Origin of the sequence: Bacillus sp. KICET-1, from assembly GCF_027721405.1 — a bacterium.
Taxonomy (GTDB): Bacteria; Bacillota; Bacilli; order Bacillales; family Bacillaceae; genus Bacillus; species Bacillus velezensis.
Genome location: NZ_CP113515.1, coordinates 3,557,857 through 3,576,421 on the forward strand (window position 1 = coordinate 3,557,857; position 18,565 = coordinate 3,576,421).

Below are 18,565 nucleotides of genomic sequence, written 5' to 3' on the forward strand. Positions count from 1 at the left end.
CGGATTCTGTATGAAATATTATTTTGTGTAACGATTGGCATAACTGAATGCTGTGCAGGAATCAGGCTTGATTTTCGCTTCAATGCCCATTGAGGTAATGCGGCCGGTCATTTCTTGTATCAATTCTTTTGTCAGCCCTTTTTGACCGATATCCAGATGCACTTCAAATGAAAGATCCGCCCCTTCATCCGCAAAAGGCAAGAGCAAATCTGTCAGTTCCATAAGACGGCCGTCGAGGATATGCGCAGCCATCTCCTGGCTGAACGCGGTTTCCAGCGAGATTTTTTCGCGAAGGCTATGTATCGGTCTTGCAAGGTCGTGATTTTTCAAACAGCCCCAAGCTCCCTTGCCTGTACGGTGCAAGTGTATAGCCGTAATAAACTTTGTGAAGTCGCGGTAAACTTGTGAATCAGTCCCTACAGACAGCACGTATGCTGAACGGGGGTCTTTATTGACAAAGCGTTTCAGCCGCTCCGTCACGTCTTGAAAGGTCATCTGTGCCTCAGAAAGATTATAAAACAGAAAAGAATCAGCCATGTACGGACACTCCTCTTTCCAGAGTTTACAACCAAACGAACAAGCACGTTCCTTTGCATAATTTAATAAAGCTCCGCTTGCGGAAGACCGGAAGCTTGGTCAGCCTGAAAAATCAAATCACATTACTGAAGGAGCTCAAAAATTTCAATAGAAATCATGTCAATGTTATCAAACGGATATGTGTTAGGTTTTTCACCTTTTTGGAAAACCGTCAGTTCAAACGTTTGATTTTTTTCGAAATATTTAACACTGCAAATTTTTTCGCCGTTAACTTCAAAATAACGCTGCATCGGCTCGTTAGCCGCTTCCGCTGTTTCTTGCAGACTTTGCAGCCGCGTGATGATACCCATTAATTGTGACATTCTAAAAAAAGACTCCTTTCAAAAAACAACTTCAAATCAACAAGTATTTATTATAATACAAGTCCTACAGAGCATCATACCATAAAGTAGACCGGGATGGCATTTTCCCGCTGGATTTTCAATAAGAAAATAAACGGGAAAACCGTGTTTTCGAATAGTTTGAAGCTTTTTTCGGAATGTCATACACCTTTCAAAAATAATTTTTCACTTTTTGAGCCGCCATTGTCAGATGTATGTGAGGAGAAGCCCTTTTATGAGGAGACAGCATAAAAAAACTTGGCGGGGGTAGCGCCAAGCTTTTTCGGATCTTGATCTGATAGAGGGGTTGGGGAACAGAGAGTAACTTCTCTCTATAACTAAATGATAATGATTATCACTATCATTGTCAATCGTTTTTTAAAACTTTTTCACATTTATAAAAAAAAGCGGCATACAGCAGCCGCTTTAAAGTAACCCGTCCTGTTCATATAAATAAGAGTAAGGCAGATCGATAAATAAATACATATTGTCATCCATCGGGTATGAAAAGGTTCTGATCATCTCACCTGTCTCAATATCACTGTACAGGTCACTGAAAAAGCCTTTTCTTGAATTCCGCATCTTCATGATGTTTTCTAAAAAGTACGGACGCCAGCTCCAGTTTTTCTCCATGTATTCAGGCTGATAAAGCCATTCGCCGGACTGCTTGAACACATTTCCCGTCAGCTGATAGCCTTCTTCATCACACATATAAATTCTGAAGCAGCAGTCGGTCAGGTTTTCCGCCAGTTTTTTAATAAACTCATCGTCCGCCTGATGGGTTTTCTTCAGCTCGGAAACTGCCTGATTGACCCGCTTATAAAAATTCTCAGAGTGTTCGTATACCGTTTCCAGCTTCTTTTTTTCTCTCGTGATAAATTGCTGAAACTCCGTTTTCAAGCGTTCTTTTAACAGGCTGCGGTCTATAAAATCACCGCTCGGCGCCTGCAGATAATAGCCTTGAAAAAATCGGCCCCCGTTTCTCCATGCGTACTGGAGCTGGAAATCAGCTTCTATATCTTCATACAGCAGCGCGGCGCCGATTTTTCTCGCCAGCAATGAAATGCTGTACAGCACATGCTCATATGATGGTGACGGCTGAGATACCTTCAGCGCCTGCAAATCTATTTTCAGAAGGTCCGGTGAAAGGAGCGCGATTCTGTCCAGGTTGCTGCTCTCCTTACCTATATTGTCCACCGCGATTTTAATGCCGTATGTACGATAGTAGGCAAGCATATGGTACAGCTGTTCAATGTCGCCTTCGAAATTGTGCTCGGTGATCTCAAGCACAATACGGTTCAATTCGATGCCCTGCTCTTCGTATTCTTTCAAAAGCTCAAGAAAGCTTTCGCCGTGGTCAAGCATCAATACATTCGCATCCTGATTGATAAAAATCAACAGATCACGATCAGCTTCTTTAAACCGCTCCAGCGCCTGCCTGATGACTCTGTCATCGACCTCAAGCTTATATTCTTCCGGAATGCCGGAATCTAAGAAAAACGACCCGAGGCTCTCAATCTCCGCATCTGCCAAAATACGCCCAAGCACCTCATAGCCTACGACTCTTTGTTCTTCAGCGTTAAAAATCGCTTGGTAATACGGAATGACATCATCAATATTCGTCAGTATATCAAGTGGGTCCAACATGTTATCACCTGCTTCTCTATCTTTGTCTGATTATACACAATTATATCAGCACCACAAATGTTTAGATTAGGGGAAAAGGAGGCAAATGGCAGCAGCTTAAAATAAAAGGGGGATATTTTTAAGATCACTCTTCAGACCGGTTAATTAAGGACGTTATTCATTTGTTTCACAATCACAAATAAAAGGATAAATATAAGAGCATTATAACCGGCAGCTGTCCAAAAATAATGGCTCCAATCAGTGCTGTTAAATATCCAATCATCATCATGTTTCAACTGAAAGAAAGTTCCTTTTTTATCTAAAGTGCCAAATGTAAGAGTTGTTAACCCGCCAACACTCTCGGAAACGTCAACTCCATACATTGAACCGGCATGATCAGTATGATTTACTGGCATATACGTATAATCAGATAAAATTGTTTCCGCCAGCTTGGTTGGCAGAGACACATATAATACAGCCGATGTATCGCCTCCGAGCCCACTCAAATACTCCCTGGCTTTAATACATTTCGTTTCATCAGGAAAATCGATGTGATATAGCTTTTCAAATCTGATTATTTCATCAGATGTAAGATTGGTATTTTGATAATACTCCGGAGTAAAAGCACAAATAATAAAGTACCAAATATTAAAGATGATAGCTAAACTGCTTACAAATAGTACAACGAACCATTTTAATAATTTCTTCAATTAACCGCCCCTTAATCTTTCAAAATTATATCATAATTTCGAATAGAAAATAAAACAAGCGAACGGCGGCTTTAACGTTCGCTTGTTTTGCAAAATCATCAATATATGAAAAATTAAAACGGATAAGGATTCAGCCATTGCCCCCCGTCCATTGTGATACAATCCCCGTTTATATAGGACGCTTCATCAGATAGCAAAAACGCTGCCAACGCGGCGATTTCTTCCGGTGTACCCAGCCGGCCGAGCGGCACACTGTTCATAGTGCGGGACACCGCTTTTTCCGATTCAAACAGCTTCTCCGCACCGCCTGTCCGTTCAATCGGGCCGGGTGCTATCGCGTTTGTGCGGATGCCGTATTTGCTCCCCCATTCAACGGCCAGCGTTCTTGTCAGTGACAATACCCCCGCTTTGGCTGCAGCGGAATGAACGACACCCGCTCCCGCTCCCCATGCGTATGTAGCGGCCATATTTAAGATGACGCCCTTCTGCTCCTGCTCGATCCAATGCCTTGCCGCGGCTTGGCTGCAGAAAAATGTGCCGTTTAAAACAATCTCAATAACAGCTTTCCATCCATTGGGCGTCAGCTTCTCTGCCGGGCAAATAAAGTTGCCGGCCGCATTGTTAATCAGCGCATCGAGCCGGCCAAAGACTTTTTTCGCTTCTGTAATCATGTCTGAAGCGGCGGAATCAGAACGGACATCCATTTGAAAACAGGCGACCTGCCCCTCAAAGGTCTCAATTTCTTTTTTTGTTTCCTCAAGTGCTTCATGGTTCCTCCCTGTCACCATGACGTGCCATCCTAATTCAGCCTGTTTTTTCGCCATTGCTTTTCCCATGCCGCTTGAACCGCCTGTAATGATTACCGCTTTCTTATCCATAACAAACCCACCCCTTTTATTGAATGAATAATCATTCATAATTTTATCATAGATGTCTTTCCGCGTCATTACATGCTGAGAAGGGATTTTTCAGCCAAGCTGATGATATAATAGAAAAACTCTGACAAAGGTTGGTTTTACATATGGAGAAAATGACCAGAAGAACATTTTTAAAAAGAGGATTCGGTGTTTTGGGTGCAGCTCTTGCAACGGCTTGCGGTGGCTACGGCTATGCCCGGTATATTGAACCGCGCATGATTGAAATCACCCGGCATACAATCACCAACCGCCTGATCCCCCGCGGCTTTGACAATTTTAAAATCGTTCAATTCAGCGATACGCATCTCAGTGATGTGTATACATCCGGTGACTTGAATAAAGCAGCGGAAAAAATCAATCAGCTGAAACCCGATCTGCTCATCTTTACGGGAGATTTAATTGATAAGCCGCATTTATTTAATGATCACCAGCATGCACTCGCCGTGCTGCAAAATCTTGAAGCTCCCTTCGGCAAACTTTGTGTTTACGGAAACCATGACCACGGAGGCTACGGTACGAACACGTACAAGGCTCTGATGGAAGCTGCTGATTTTCAAGTGTTTCGAAACGGCTATCGTCAGGTGCAGCTGACAGACGGAAGCCGGATTGAACTCGCGTTTTTGGATGATGTAATGCTCGGAAAACCCGATTATGAAGGCACCCTGTCCCGCCTTTCCGAAGATGCGTTTTCCATTTTAATCGTCCACGAGCCTGATGCCGCTCTCGAGATAGGCGGATATCCCGTAAACCTCCAGCTGTCGGGACACACTCACGGCGGCCAGGTCCAGCTCCCGTTTTTCGGCCCTCTCATTACGCCTCCTTACGGAAAAACGTATACCGACGGCATGTATACGCTTCATGACACAGCCGTTTACGTCAATCGCGGGCTCGGTACGACAAGACTGCCGTATCGATTTTTAGCCAGACCGGAAATCACGCTGTTCACATTGAAAACCGAGCAAAAATAAGACTTTTATCCTGATGCACAGACACCCCCTCCGTAATATGTATATGGAAAAGAGCAAAAAGGAGGGTGATGAAACTGCTGACATATCAAGTGAAACAAGGAGAAACCATCTCAAGCATTGCGCAAGACTTCAGAATAAGCACTGCTGCTCTCCTTCAGGCAAATCCCTCAATCCAATCGGTCATATACGCGGGACAGCACATTATCATACCGAATCTTCCTGACCCATCCACCATTCCCTACTCCATCATCGTGTATATCGGAGCGAAGAAACTGGAGTTATACCGCCTTGGCAGGCTCATCCGTACGTACCCCATCGCAGTCGGAAAAATATTGACGACCACGCCGACCGGAGAATTTTACATCGTGAACCGCCAGCCTAAGCCCGGAGGCCCGTTCGGCGCTTATTGGCTCAGCCTCTCTAAAATTCATTACGGCATTCACGGAACAAATAATCCTTCCTCCATCGGCAAAGCGGTATCAAAAGGATGCATCCGGATGTATAATCAGGACGTCACTAAACTTGCCGCTGCCGTTCCTAATGGAACAAGGGTGACTATTATAAGATAGAAAGATCTTATTTGTTAATGGAACGAGCTGATGATAATATATTACAGTGGGACCTTTAGGGTAAGGAGCGTGTTTATGGATATATTTAAAAATCGCAATTTTGTCCGTCTCTTTTTCGCAGCACTCGCTTCTCAAATGGGAACGACTGTAGGTAATATGGCTTTCGCTTTTTACTTGCTGGACCATTTTTCAAATCAGCCGGCATACACGACTTTGGCTGAGCTGATGTATTCACTGCCGACAGTTTTCGTATTTCTGATTGTCGGTGTCGCAGCTGACCGGCTTGACAGGAAAAAGGTCGCAGAGAATTGTGACTGGATCAGAGCCGGACTGACGATCGTATTGTTTGCCGCACTATACACCGGGAGCATCCCTCTCGTGTTCTGTATTTTGTTCATCAGAAGCGCCGTGACCAAGTTCTTTTTCCCGGCGGAAGCCAGCCTTGTACAAGCTATTCTGCCTAAGGAGCATTACGCGAAAGCGGCGGGACTTAACCAGATCCTGTTCAGCATCTTCATGGTATTCGGCGTCGGTATAGGCGCGTTTATGTATAAAACGATCGGTATTCACGGAGCCATTATCCTTGATTTTGTCAGCTTTATTGTATCAGGCTTTCTGATCCGCGCCTGCCGCATTCCGAAAGAAGCCCGTCAGCCGAACGGCCCTTTTAAATGGGGAGATTCGTTTCTGAAAGACTCGGTCGCTGATTTTAAGGAAGGGATCGTATATATTGTTAAAAACAAATTGCTTGCTTCCCTTATTTTCGGCTTTTTTATCTTTGGTTTTGTCAACGGCGGCTTTGCCGTACTGCCGATGTTTACGATGAAATACGGACTTGCGCCTGATCATTACGAATCACATACTTCCATCTTCACCGTCGCACTCGGCTTCGGCCTGCTTGCAGGAAGTGTGATCGGAACGATGATCGCGAAAAAAGTCAAACCGCATCATTTGATGTCGATTCCTATTTTGGCAGCCGGACTGCTCATTTTTGTCCTCGGCTATACGGATAAGCTGTGGATTTATTATGCGGCGGCTTTCGTCCTCGGCATGTGCATCGGCCCTGTCAATATCGCCATCGGCGGCTGGATGCCGAAAATTGTTCATCCGAAAATAATGGGCCGGGTCAGCGGCTGGCAGGACCCTTTTATGATGTTTGCCCAATCGATTACACTCGGACTGGTTGCCCTGTTATTTCCGAAATTCGTTTCCAATATTGATTACCTTTATTACGGCATGGGAATCGTGATTTTAGCGGTATTTGTGTTCTATTTTATCGCTCTTCCGAAATACAGCGCCGAGGCAGCAGAGGTCGATGTGCAGCAATCATTAAAGGCTGATTCCGAAAAACATGCGAATCCTGTCTAATAAAGGAAAAAGATGCGCCCTTTTCATCAGAAAAAGGCGTATTTTTATAATCAATATTTGCATTTCAACGCTAAAAAAGTATAATCTATATATGAACTTGATCAATGCAAAGGAGAGAAATAATGGACGACCACGCTTATTCGAAAGAGCTGCAGCCAACCATCGAGAATCTTTCAAAAGCTGTTTATACTGTGAACCGCCATGCAAAAACCGCCCCCAACCCTAAATACCTTTATCTGCTGAAAAAACGGGCATTACAAAAGCTTGTGAAAGAAGGCAAAGGGAAAAAAATAGGGCTTCACTTTTCAAATAATCCCAGGTTTAGCCAACAGCAGTCAGACGTACTTATCTCTATCGGAGACTACTATTTTCACATGCCTCCAACAAAAGAAGACTTCCAGCATCTTCCGCATTTAGGTACGTTAAATCAATCGTACCGCAATCCTAAAGCACAAATGTCTTTGACAAAAGCGAAAAACGTATTGCAAAAATATGTGGGCTTAAAGGAAAAACCGCTTGCCGCCAACAGGCAGCAGCCCGCTTATCATAAACCCGTATTTAAAAAACTTGGTGAGAGTTATTTTTAATTCCGCCGCAAAAAAGCCGATGCGTCATGCATCGGCTTTTTTCTATTCAATCACGTACGTATCCACTTTTTTAATGAGCTCGCTGATTTCAGGCTTGCTGATCTGTTCATCCGCTCCGACTACTTCGCCCCGGTGGCGCAGGTCGTCCGTAATCAGGGACGAGAAAATCATAATCGGCACATCAGAGCTTTGCGGGTTATCCTTAAGGAGCTTCGTCAAACGATGCCCGTCCATTTTCGGCATCTCAATGTCACTGATAATCATGTCAATATGGTCTGACAGGTTTTCTCCGTTATCCGTCAGTTCCACGACGTAATCATACGCTTCTTTTCCGTTTTCAAACGTAACGATTTCACTGTACCCCGCCTCAGTCAGCTCATCCGTCAAAAGACGCATCAGAAGCGGCGAATCTTCAACGATGATCAGTTTTTTACCCGCCCGTCTTTCATCAAATCCTTCCTGATGGACATGATAAGTCTCAACTCCCGATGCCGATTCAATATCGTAAATGATCTTTTCATAATCAGGCAGAAAGATCATCGTGTCTTCCAGTTTGATGATTCCCGTTAAATGCCGCTCCATGCCCTGGTTCAGGGAAGTCGGCTTTTCAATCGCCTCCCAGGACACCCTGTGGATTTGTGAAACGGAACCGACGTGAAAGACGATTTTCCGTTTGTTGAATTCCGTTACGATATATTTATCGTCTTTTGCTCCTTCGGCATCAACGCCGAAAAAGGAATACAGACTGATGACGGGAAGAATTTCGCCTCTCAGCTTAATCATCCCTTCTACGTCTTTATGAGACTGAGGCACAGATGTGACATCTACCGGCTGAATGATTTCCCGGACTTTCATCACATTTATGCCAAATGTATTGACGCCTACTTCAAATTTGACGATTTTTAATTCGTTTGTGCCTGAATCCAATAAAATATCGTATTGTTGTAAAGACAATTCAATCCCTCGCTATCCGCATTCAGTATTGTACTGTATATATCGGCTGGAAACGGAAAAAGTGAATGTATTCGGTCCAACTGGCCATGAACTCTTTATAAAAAAATGCTTTTTTCTGATATCCCATTGACTTTTTGACATCGAGTGGTAAAATAGTCAAGGATTTTTCAGGAAGAAGGGTGTAATAAATGGGTACAGTAGTCATATTCGACCAAGATCAAATGACGGTGTTAGAAGATATCAGCAAAACGGCTTACCTGCAAATGAAAAAAGAGGCGAAAGAGCGTCCCGACAAGCCCGCTCCATACATCTTATGGCGGGAAGACGTCAGCTTTGAATACGGGTATTAATGACATTCGCCACATATCACAATAGATAGATCATGATACAATGAAGACAATCATTTCAGCTGGTTGTCTTATTTTTTTCTGAAAGAAGGTATGTTTTCACATATCGGACATATACTCGGGATAGTTCAATAAAAAGATGACAAATGCTCAGCTAGTGGTAAAATAGGATAAACTCAATATATAGTATAAGGTGATGAATTATGGAACATTTGCTTAATCCGAATGTAAAAGAAATTGAAATTTCAGGAATTCGCAAATTCTCAAATCTTGTAGCTCAGCACGACAATGTCATTTCGCTTACGATCGGCCAGCCGGATTTCTTCACGCCGCACCATGTCAAAGCGGCTGCCAAAAAGGCAATCGACGAGAACGCAACGGCGTATACTCCGAACGCGGGCGGCCTTGAGCTGAGACAGGCCGTACAGCTTTATATGAAGAAAAAAGCTGACTTGAATTATGAAGCTGAAACTGAAATCATCGTCACAACCGGGGCAAGCCAAGCGATTGACGCGTCTTTGCGGACGATTTTATCTCCGGGCGATGAAGTTATTCTCCCCGGACCGATATATCCGGGCTACGAACCGATCATTCGCATGTCGGGCGCCGTTCCGGTCCATGTGGATACGACGACACACGGATTTAAGCTGACGGCGCGGCTCATTGAAGAATCGCTGACACCAAAAACAAAATGCGTCATTCTTCCTTATCCGTCAAACCCGACCGGAGTGACATTGTCTGAGGAAGAGCTGCAAAACATCGCAGCCGTCCTGAAGGGCAGAAATGTTTTTGTCCTGTCTGATGAGATTTACAGCGAATTAACCTATGACAGACCGCATTATTCGATCGCGTCTTATTTGAGAGACCAGACGATCGTCATCAACGGCCTGTCAAAATCACACAGCATGACGGGCTGGAGAATCGGTTTCATTTTCGCACCGAAAGAAATTGCCAAGCACATCTTAAAAGTTCACCAATACAGTGTGACATGCGCGTCTTCAATCTCTCAGAAAGCGGCTCTTGAAGCGGTGACAAACGGTGTTGATGATGCGCTTATTATGAGAGAACAGTATAAAAAGCGGCTTGACTATGTATATGACCGTCTTGTTTCAATGGGGCTTGACGTCGTAAAGCCGTCAGGCGCATTTTATATCTTCCCTTCCATTAAGTCATTCGGAATGTCATCGTTTGATTTTAGTATGGCTCTTTTAGAGGATGCAGGTGTGGCTCTAGTGCCCGGCAGCTCGTTTTCAAAATTGGGTGAAGGGTATGTGAGGCTGTCATTCGCATATTCACTGGATACATTGAGAGAAGGCTTGGACCGGCTGGAAGCATTTATTTTAAAAACGAGAGAATCCATGCAGACTATTTAAACAACGGCATAACGCCGTTGTTTTTTTATTGTTTCGGGAATGTAATGTGAAAGGCCGTGCCTCTATCCGGTTTGCTGTCTACTTGGATGGCTCCCTGGTGGTTTTTAATAAGGTTGAATGTGACCATCAGCCCCAGGCCGGTTCCTTTTTCTTTCGTTGTCAAAAACGGTTCGCCTATTCGTTTCAGCACGTTTTCCGGTATCCCGTCACCCTCGTCTTTCACCGTCACATTAACGGAATACTCATCTTCTGTCATGATGATGTGAACCGTTCCCCCATCCGGCATCGACTCAACGGCATTTTTAATCAGATTGATAAACACCTGTTTCAGCTGATTTTGATCACCGTTAATATACATGCTGTCATGTTCGTAATCCGTTTTGATAAAAATCCCTTTAAGATTCGCCTGCGTCTCTAAAAGAGCGGTCACTTCACTTATAATTTTCTTTAAGTTTACACGCTCTTTCACGGCGTTTTGCTGAGGTTTGGCAAGCATTAAAAGCTCACTTAAAATTAATTCGATTCTGCTCAGTTCAGAAAACACAATTTCAAAGTAATGTTCGTTTTCCCCCATCGTCGGCTTCATGAGCTGTAAAAATCCTTTGATCGCCGTCAGCGGATTGCGGATTTCGTGAGCGATTCCCGCCGCCAGCTGCCCTGCGATAGACAGCTTTTCCGACTTCAGCATTAATTCCTCCGTCTGCTTCCGCTCAGAAATGTCACGCAGAATGACCTGCACGGCCGTTTCTCCGAAAAACGTCGTCGGAATGCAGACCATTTCCGTGTAGATCAGCCGGTTTTTAAAGGTAAACCACGATTGCTTAATAATTTCTGACTCGGTCTTTCGGTTGATAATATTTTGGATCCGCTGTTTCACGCCGTCATGATCACAGGGATGAAGCTGATCATAGACGTTTTTCCCGATTAAATCTTCATATGTTTCAGCCTCAAACAGCGAAATGCCCGACTCATTCATGAATACCCATTTATCATTGTGAATCACGGCGATCGTATCAATTGAATTCTGAATGAGGAGCTGATAACGCTCTCTGCTTTTTTGCAGAATCGTTTGGAATTTTTTCCGTGAAGAAATATCAATCAGAAGCAGCAATTCCGCCCGCTGATTTTTATATGTCGTCGGTGCCGCCTTTACTTCTAAATGAACGGGCGTGCCGTCGAGCCTTCTCCACGTCTGTTCGATCATTCCGACTTCCATTCCTTTTTGCATCCGCACAATTCGGTTTTTCACAATGTCGTGATACTCTTCTTCAATAAACTCATAAGAGCGCCTGCCGATTACCTCGTCTTTATTATCGGCTCCCAGCATGGCAAGCATCGCATTGTTGGCGTAGGCGATTGTGCCGTTGATGCTGACATATAAAGGATTCGGCAGCATTTCGACAAGACGCTCGAATTCGCCGTTTCCAGCCGCATCTTCCGACTGTTGTTCTGCCTTTTGCTTCTTTTGTTCATACATATAAGGCCGGCGGGGCGTCTTCTCCTCAAGCACCTTGATTTTGAGGATGATTTCCCGATCCGTCCCCTCCATTTGCGGTGTGACAATTTCCACACCCGCTTCAAGCCATACGATGGTATGATCTTTTTTAATAAGACGAAAGGTGCAAGGCATCAAATGATGCTCATTATAGAAGTAACTTTCAACCAAAAATTGATCTTCTTCATGCAGGAACGTTTTGAGAAATGACCCGATCATCTCTTCCTGAGAATAACTGAAGTACGATTTGCAGTTTGCAGAAATATACATAATACGCCCGTTAGACGTCAAAACGGCATGAAGATCGGTTTTCGATTGAAACTGTTTGACATGCTGAGTATCCTGTTCCACAGAATCCCTCCTTTGCATTATACTCGCACTGCAGGCTGGACACGGACTGGTATAAAAAGAAATTCCACTAGATTGATTCGCTAAAAAATAAGCATTCTCCTTCTATTCTTATTGTGAACGTCAATTTTCCTGAATGAAAGAAAGGGCGCACGAGATGTTCGGCCGCCCTTTCATTTGTTATTTTTTATTGTATTTCTTTTCAAGTTCTTTGTAAGCGTCAATTGCTCCTTTGGCAATGTTTTTGCTGACATGATCGTGATCATCCTGAACAGACGGAACGACAACGCTGAATGCCACTCGTGGATGTTCTGACGGATAATAGCCGACAAAGGTCAGGTTATACGTCTCTTGCCCCCACCAGTTTTTGTTCGTGCCGTAATAGTGCGTCTGCGCGGTTCCCGTTTTTCCGGAAACATCGGCGCCGGAACCTTGGAATGTTGAATAAGCCGTTCCTTGAGGTGAGCTTGTGACCAACTTCATTCCTTTATGAACTTGGTCAAAATCGCTCGGGCTGTTATTTACTTTGTTCAAAATTTTAATATCGCGCTGTTCAATCGCTTTTCCAATCTTGTTTTTGCTGTCCGGTTCATGAATGCTTGTGACGATCCGCGGCTGGACGCGATACCCGCCGTTTGCGATGGCTGAAATATATTGAGCCATTTGAAGCGGCGTATACGTATCAAACTGTCCGATCGCAAAGTCAAGCAGCAACCCCCCGACCATTTGCGGATTTGACTGCATGCCCGCTGATTCCTGCGGAAGATCAATCCCGGTCTTCACACCCAAGCCAAATTGGGCGTAATAGTTGCGCATTTTCTTAATATCGTCTAATCCGGCCGGCAGCGTGCCGTGCGGAACGTAAGTAATGCCCGCGATATGCATGGCCACATGAAACATATATATGTTTGAACTTCTTTGCAGCGCGGTAAGCTCAGTAATGGTCCCCATTTGTGTCCACGATTGCTTTTCCGTGCCGTCTTTAAACTTAAGCGGTGCGTCGACAAACGTTTTATAATGCGGGAGGCCGCTTTGGTAACCTGCAAGAACAGTCGCTCCTTTAACAGAAGAGCCCATCTCATATTGGGTCGTAAATGCTCCGATCGCAAAATCCTGTGTTTTATTTGTTTCGAGATCGATTCGTTTCCCCGCCATTGAGAGAATGTCCCCGTTGTTCGGGTCCATCATGACGGCAAATCCTCTGTCAACCATATAGTTGCCTGCGGCTCGGCTTCTTCTCAGCTCTTTTTCAATGACTTTTTCGACTTTCGACTGTAGTTCCATATCGAGCGAGAGCTGCAGATCGTAGCCTCTGCTGCCTTCATCGACGGGCTTTTGGCTGACGACCTCACCTTTGCTGTTTTCCACATACTCTACTTTTTCTTTATGCGCGTTTAAATAGTCTTCATACTGATATTCGATGTAGCTTTTTCCCACTCGGTCATTCAGTGAATAGCCTCTTGTGACATAGTAATCTTTCCGTTCGCCCAACAATCCCTGTTCCGGTGTCGTCACACCGCCGAACAGAGAGTACAGTGTTTTGTCGTACGGATATTTCCGCGTCCAGTCATTGATTACGTCAATGCCGGGGAGCTCTTTCAGGTGCTCAGATACGACGGAAACTTCTTCATATGTCAGGTCGCTTTTCGGTTTTTGCTTGTTGTTTTCATGCTCGTCAAGCAGTGAACCGCTGTTTCCGTTTCCGTTCAGCTTATTCGGGTCCATTGATTTGACGACTTGCGGCTGATAAGCGTTGCCGCTTGAAAAACGCGTATAAATCGCCGCGATTTCCAGCTCTTTTTTATCTTTTTTGATCGCATCAATCTCCTGCTTCGGGACGCGTTCAATCTGGCGTTTGTACACTTCTTGGGATTTCAGGCTGTTTTCTGAATCCTTCATAAGCTTTTCCGCCTTCTTCGGATGTGCGGCAAGCCAGTAATCAATGATATTTCGATCCTTCATAAATTCAGTATCAATATGAATCAGTGCGGCGAGATTTTTTGCCGTTTTCAATTTGTCCTTTGCCGAGGTTTTTGAGGTGGATACATATACAATTTCAGGCACAGCCTGGTTATCAACCGCCACCCTGTTCCGCTTGTCATACATCTTTCCCCGCGGTGTCGGATAATAGGCGGTTTTTGCATTTGCCTTCTCCGCATCCTGGCGGTGTTTATCCCCTTCGACAATCTGGACGATGCCGAGTTTAAAAATCAGTGCCGTAAAGAGAAGAAAAACAATCAAAAAATAGAGATTCATTCTCAGCGCTCTGTAACGTTTCGTTTTTTTCTTTGGTTCGCGCGCGACTTCAGCCACTTTCTGTTACACCTCTCAAATCATTGAATATATTTACATAAACAGATTTTAATTGTAACATTTTTGTAAAAGTTGTTACAGCGAAAACGGGTAAAAAAAACTGTCAAGATCAAATTATCTTAAAATATATCTAACACTTCAAATAATTTGAAGAGATGTAACGGATTTTAAAAAATAAATACAGATCGTTTTTCCCGGTATAGAGCCGTTTTTCTGCGCTCAATTACAATTATGACAAGAGTTTGTTGTCAAAGGAAATGGCTGCCTGCATTATGACAAAAAAGCTGTGATAAGATTTTTCATGTAGAAAAAAACAACTTCTCTGGGAGGCTATAAACTTATGAAAAAAGCATTTCTCTTATCTGCCGCCGCGGCAGTCAGTTTGATTACATTCGGAGGCATTCAGCAGGCATCTGCCAAAGAGCTGTCATGCCAGCACGTCGTTACTGTGAAAAAAGGAAACACCGTACAGCATCTGACTCTTCAAGAGGCTGTTGAAAAACTACATATGAAAACGAGCGTGAAAAAGCTGAACGTTAAAAATGAGAAAGAACTGACTCAGCTGCTGCAAAAACACGCAAAGCATTCTGATATGACAGTTAAAGACGTTCAAAAAGAAACACCGGCAAAAACGGCTCCGACAGCTGCCGAAAAACCGAAAGCCGATCAAAACCAGACGGCTGACAATGCAAAGCAGACAGATAACACAAACAACAGCAGCGAGAAAACTCCTTCATCTGTCAGTGCGTACGAAAAGAAAGTCGTTGAATTGACAAATGCAGAGAGACAAAAGCAAGGCTTAAAACCTCTGCAGATTGATGAAAAATTAAGCAAATCCGCTCACGCAAAATCACAAGATATGAAAGACAAAAACTATTTTGATCACCAAAGTCCTACTTACGGCTCACCTTTCGATATGATGAAGTCTTTCGGAATCACTTATAAAACCGCCGGTGAAAATATCGCCAAAGGACAGCCGACTCCTGAAGCTGTCGTTAAAGCTTGGATGAACAGTGAAGGCCACAGAAAGAACATCATGAATCCTGAGTTCACTCAAATCGGTGTCGGTTATGTAGAATCAGGAAACATCTGGACACAGCAATTTATCGGAAAATAAATAATAAAAAAGATTGCCCCTGCGGGCAATCTTTTTTATTTCACCCAAAGCTTATAAATGCTTTGAGTTCCGCTGTTTTCTTCACCTTGCGCGGAAAGCTTGTCGTATAATGATTTGGCGAGCGCCAATCCGGGCATCTCTTCTCCCATGAGCTCCGCTTCTTCAAGGGCAATTCCCATGTCTTTAATAAAGTGTTTCACGTAGAATCCTGGTGCAAAATCGCCTTTCAGCATACGGGGGGCGAGATTTGACAATGACCAGCTGCCAGCCGCTCCGGTTGTAATGCTTTTCAGCACTTGTTCCGGGTTCAGACCGGATTTTTCAGCGTAAGCCATCGCTTCAGCCACTCCGACCATTCCCGCTGCAATCGCGATCTGATTGCACATTTTCGTATGCTGGCCGCTGCCAGCCGGCCCTTGATACTGAATGTTTTCCCCCATAACGGAGAAAAGCGGCAGGCATGCTTCAAACGCTTCTTTTTCTCCTCCGGCCATAATGGCAAGCGTTCCGTTCCTCGCGCCGATGTCTCCGCCGGAAACGGGTGCATCCAGGGCGTGAATGGACTTTTCTTTGGCTTTCTCCGCTATTTTCTTCGCCAGAGATGGTTTTGATGTCGTCATATCAATGACAAACGCCCCTTCTTTTGCGTGCCGGAGAATGCCGTTTTCGCCGAGATAGATTTCCTCGACATCACTCGGATAGCCGACCATGGTAATAATGATGTCAGCTTTCTCTGAAAGGTCTTTGACCGTCTCCTGCCAGACCGCTCCCTTATTCAGAATCTCTTCCGCTTTTTGTTTCGTCCGTGTGTAGACTAAAACAGGATAGCCCGCTTCTAAAATGTGCGATGCCATACTGTTTCCCATGACGCCTAAACCGATAAATCCGACCGTTTTGTTCACTGCGCTTTCCTCCCCTGATGCGATTCATATATCACTCTTTCATGTCTATATTACCATATTATAGGCTGATAGAGTCCGCGTTACAAGGTGAATTTAGAAATGGCGCTGATCAGATCTTCGCTTGCGCTCTTTAACATATCAGTCGATTGCTTCACTTTTTCAAGCGTAACGAGCTGTTCATCAGTAGAAGCATTCACTTCTTCCGCGGCTGCCGCTGATTCTTGAGAAATGGCGGAGATGCTTTGAATCGCTTCTTGAATCGCGGCTTGTTCTTCACTCATTTTTTGAATGTCATTGTAAATATGATCTATACCTTGAACGAGAGACTGCATTTCCGTCGTGATCAGATTGAGAACCTCACCCGTTTCATGAATGGCGCTGTTTTGTTCATCATTCATTCTGCTCGCCTCAATCATCGCGTGTGACGCTTCTTTTGTCTCAGATTGAATCAGACGGACCGTCTCACTGATATGGCCGGAAGAAAGAGCTGATTGTTCAGCAAGCTTGCGGACTTCTTCAGCGACGACGGCAAAGCCCCGTCCGCTTTCTCCCGCTCTTGCGGCTTCTATGCTCGCATTCAGCGCCAAGAGATTCGTCTGGTCTGAAATAGCGGATATTGCCGTCACGACTTCTTCTATGTTTTTCGTTTGTTCTTCCAGGTCATTCAGCATTGCCTCTACTTTTTTCGTTTCTGAATTGGCTTCGTTTGACTTCATCAGCAGCTGCCCGAGCGCGTCCAGTCCTTTGTAGCTGGCATCCTCTGAAGACTTTGAGAGTTGTTTTATGCTGCCTGCGCGATCTGCGATTCCTTTTATTTTGACTGAGAGATTTTCCGATTTTTCGTTGATCGTCTCAACCTCTGACGCTTGCTCTGTCGCTCCGGCGGCGACTTCCTCTATCGCTTTTGCGATTTGTCCGCTCGTTTCATTTGTCTCCTGTGAGATGACGGTTAGCTGGTCAGATGTATCAGACACATTTTCTGAGGAGGCCTTGACCTGTTCGACCATCTCTTTCATATTTTCAACCATTTGGTTAAAGTCTTTTGTTAACTCGCCTACTTCATCTTTTGATTTCGTCTGAGCGCGGACGGTTAAATCTCCCGCTGAGACTGAATTTGTTTTTGCGATCAGCTGCTGAATCGGCCCGGTTATCGTTTTTGCTAGGAAATAGCTGAGTCCGATCGTAATCACAAGGGCGATCAGTGACATAAAAATGCTCACCGTGTTCATTTTGTCGGCTACTCCCATCAGCTGATCTTTTTCAAACTGCGTTCCGACTTTCCACCCTGTTTCTTTTACCGTTTGGTAGACGACCATGTTCCCCTGCAGCTCTTTGATGCCTTCTTTGTCCGTAGTGATGTCTTTTAACGTCTGATCTTCCGAAATATTTTTCCCCTGTTTTTCCGGATGCGCCAGCAGAGAACCGTTTTCATCCGCCAAAAACGCAAATCCTTTATATGGAACCTTTTGCTCGTTGACCATGCTCTGAATGGAGGACAGCTTCAGATCTAAGCTCGCCACTCCGACGACGGTTCCGCTGTTTTGAATGGCTTTTGACGCCGTCACAATCATGTCTCCCGTCACTGCATCTTTATAAGGGTCAGTCCAGACAACTTTATCGGGTTTTTCGGCCGCCATCTTATACCACGTTCGATTTGTCGGATCATAGTCTTTGGCAAAATCGGCCTTTGGATATGTAAACATTTGTTTGTTTGCGGTTCCGACATACGCAAGCGCGACATATTTGTCATTCTGTCCGATCTGTTTTAACTCATCGTTAAAAAGCCGCGCGGTTTCTTTCTTCCCATCTGATAGAAAAGACCGGGACAATTCACCGCCTGCTAATCTCATTAATACGGTCTCATCATTTTTCAGCTGAAGCTCAATGTTCTGACCGAGTGAATTGGTGACATTCTCTGTCGTACGTTTTGCTTCCTCCGTCATCATCGGCTTTAATGTCAAATATGAAGAAACCGTTAAAAAAGCAACCGTTACAATAAGCATTGCCGAGACAAACACAGCAATTTTGATATGCATTTTTTTAAACATAACCAT

Annotated in this window: 16 protein-coding genes and 1 pseudogene; 7 read left to right on the forward strand and 10 right to left on the reverse strand. The window is 44.4% G+C overall.

The features are described 5' to 3' along the window. Nucleotides 1–18: 18 nt before the first annotated feature. From OVA33_RS17715 to fadH, 5 genes are all read right to left on the reverse strand, one after another. Entirely contained in the window at nucleotides 19–537 is a 519-nt protein-coding gene (locus OVA33_RS17715) for a ribonuclease H-like YkuK family protein (RefSeq protein WP_020955744.1), read from the reverse strand. 122 nt (nucleotides 538–659) lie between these two features. Further along, entirely contained in the window at nucleotides 660–899 is a 240-nt protein-coding gene (locus tag OVA33_RS17720) for a YkuJ family protein (protein ID WP_003154613.1), read from the reverse strand. A gap of 444 nt (nucleotides 900–1,343) precedes the next feature. Further along, nucleotides 1,344–2,564 carry an EAL domain-containing protein gene (locus OVA33_RS17725; protein WP_063636605.1) on the reverse strand — a complete coding sequence of 407 codons (1,221 nt, stop codon included), beginning with the start codon at nucleotides 2,562–2,564 and terminating at the stop codon, nucleotides 1,344–1,346. A gap of 140 nt (nucleotides 2,565–2,704) precedes the next feature. After that, a complete protein-coding gene (locus OVA33_RS17730; protein WP_017417677.1) occupies nucleotides 2,705–3,253 on the reverse strand; it encodes a hypothetical protein in 549 nt (182 codons plus the stop codon). 113 nt (nucleotides 3,254–3,366) lie between these two features. Next, nucleotides 3,367–4,131 (reverse strand): 2,4-dienoyl-CoA reductase, encoded by a 765-nt coding sequence (gene fadH, locus OVA33_RS17735; RefSeq protein ID WP_003154618.1) that lies wholly within the window; start codon nucleotides 4,129–4,131, stop codon nucleotides 3,367–3,369. Nucleotides 4,132–4,274: 143 nt separating this feature from the next. Between fadH and OVA33_RS17740 the strand changes: the two genes are divergently transcribed. The 4 genes from OVA33_RS17740 to OVA33_RS17755 all read left to right on the forward strand — a co-directional run bounded on the left by OVA33_RS17740 (nucleotide 4,275) and on the right by OVA33_RS17755 (nucleotide 7,662). Next, the gene (locus tag OVA33_RS17740; protein ID WP_022553417.1) at nucleotides 4,275–5,138 is read left to right on the forward strand and encodes a metallophosphoesterase; all 864 of its coding nucleotides are present in this window, start codon (nucleotides 4,275–4,277) and stop codon (nucleotides 5,136–5,138) included. Between the two features lie 74 nt (nucleotides 5,139–5,212). Further along, nucleotides 5,213–5,707 carry a L,D-transpeptidase family protein gene (locus OVA33_RS17745; RefSeq protein WP_088056573.1) on the forward strand — a complete coding sequence of 165 codons (495 nt, stop codon included), beginning with the start codon at nucleotides 5,213–5,215 and terminating at the stop codon, nucleotides 5,705–5,707. A 75-nt stretch (nucleotides 5,708–5,782) separates the two neighbouring features. Further along, a complete protein-coding gene (locus OVA33_RS17750; protein WP_014417606.1) occupies nucleotides 5,783–7,075 on the forward strand; it encodes an MFS transporter in 1,293 nt (430 codons plus the stop codon). Between the two features lie 122 nt (nucleotides 7,076–7,197). Then, on the forward strand, nucleotides 7,198–7,662 hold the full coding sequence (locus tag OVA33_RS17755; RefSeq protein ID WP_003154622.1) for a YkyB family protein: 465 nt from the start codon (nucleotides 7,198–7,200) through the stop codon (nucleotides 7,660–7,662). Nucleotides 7,663–7,704: 42 nt separating this feature from the next. On the opposite strand, the gene cheV is transcribed toward OVA33_RS17755, so the two are convergent. Beyond that, complete coding sequence (gene cheV, locus OVA33_RS17760; RefSeq protein ID WP_025649511.1) at nucleotides 7,705–8,616, reverse strand: chemotaxis protein CheV; 912 nt, start codon at nucleotides 8,614–8,616, stop codon at nucleotides 7,705–7,707. A gap of 188 nt (nucleotides 8,617–8,804) precedes the next feature. On the opposite strand from cheV, the gene OVA33_RS17765 reads away from it, so the two are divergent. Both OVA33_RS17765 and OVA33_RS17770 read left to right on the forward strand, forming a co-directional pair. Continuing rightward, nucleotides 8,805–8,966 carry a hypothetical protein gene (locus OVA33_RS17765; RefSeq protein ID WP_007409608.1) on the forward strand — a complete coding sequence of 54 codons (162 nt, stop codon included), beginning with the start codon at nucleotides 8,805–8,807 and terminating at the stop codon, nucleotides 8,964–8,966. A 200-nt stretch (nucleotides 8,967–9,166) separates the two neighbouring features. Continuing rightward, a pseudogene (locus OVA33_RS17770) lies at nucleotides 9,167–10,386 on the forward strand (aminotransferase A). On the opposite strand, the gene OVA33_RS17775 reads toward OVA33_RS17770, so the two are convergent. Next, nucleotides 10,362–12,182: a PAS domain-containing protein gene (locus OVA33_RS17775; RefSeq protein ID WP_063636604.1), complete on the reverse strand. Its 1,821-nt coding sequence runs from the start codon at nucleotides 12,180–12,182 to the stop codon at nucleotides 10,362–10,364. The pseudogene OVA33_RS17770 and the gene OVA33_RS17775 overlap by 25 nt on opposite strands. Before the next feature lie 177 nt (nucleotides 12,183–12,359). Further along, nucleotides 12,360–14,492 (reverse strand): peptidoglycan D,D-transpeptidase FtsI family protein, encoded by a 2,133-nt coding sequence (locus OVA33_RS17780; protein WP_063636603.1) that lies wholly within the window; start codon nucleotides 14,490–14,492, stop codon nucleotides 12,360–12,362. 340 nt (nucleotides 14,493–14,832) lie between these two features. Between OVA33_RS17780 and OVA33_RS17785 the strand changes: the two genes are divergently transcribed. Further along, nucleotides 14,833–15,609 (forward strand): CAP domain-containing protein, encoded by a 777-nt coding sequence (locus OVA33_RS17785; protein WP_017417671.1) that lies wholly within the window; start codon nucleotides 14,833–14,835, stop codon nucleotides 15,607–15,609. A 35-nt stretch (nucleotides 15,610–15,644) separates the two neighbouring features. On the opposite strand, the gene OVA33_RS17790 is transcribed toward OVA33_RS17785, so the two are convergent. Then, entirely contained in the window at nucleotides 15,645–16,511 is an 867-nt protein-coding gene (locus OVA33_RS17790; RefSeq protein ID WP_003154640.1) for an NAD(P)-dependent oxidoreductase, read from the reverse strand. Nucleotides 16,512–16,591: 80 nt separating this feature from the next. After that, complete coding sequence (locus tag OVA33_RS17795; RefSeq protein ID WP_063636805.1) at nucleotides 16,592–18,559, reverse strand: methyl-accepting chemotaxis protein; 1,968 nt, start codon at nucleotides 18,557–18,559, stop codon at nucleotides 16,592–16,594. Between the last annotated feature and the right edge of the window lie 6 nt (nucleotides 18,560–18,565).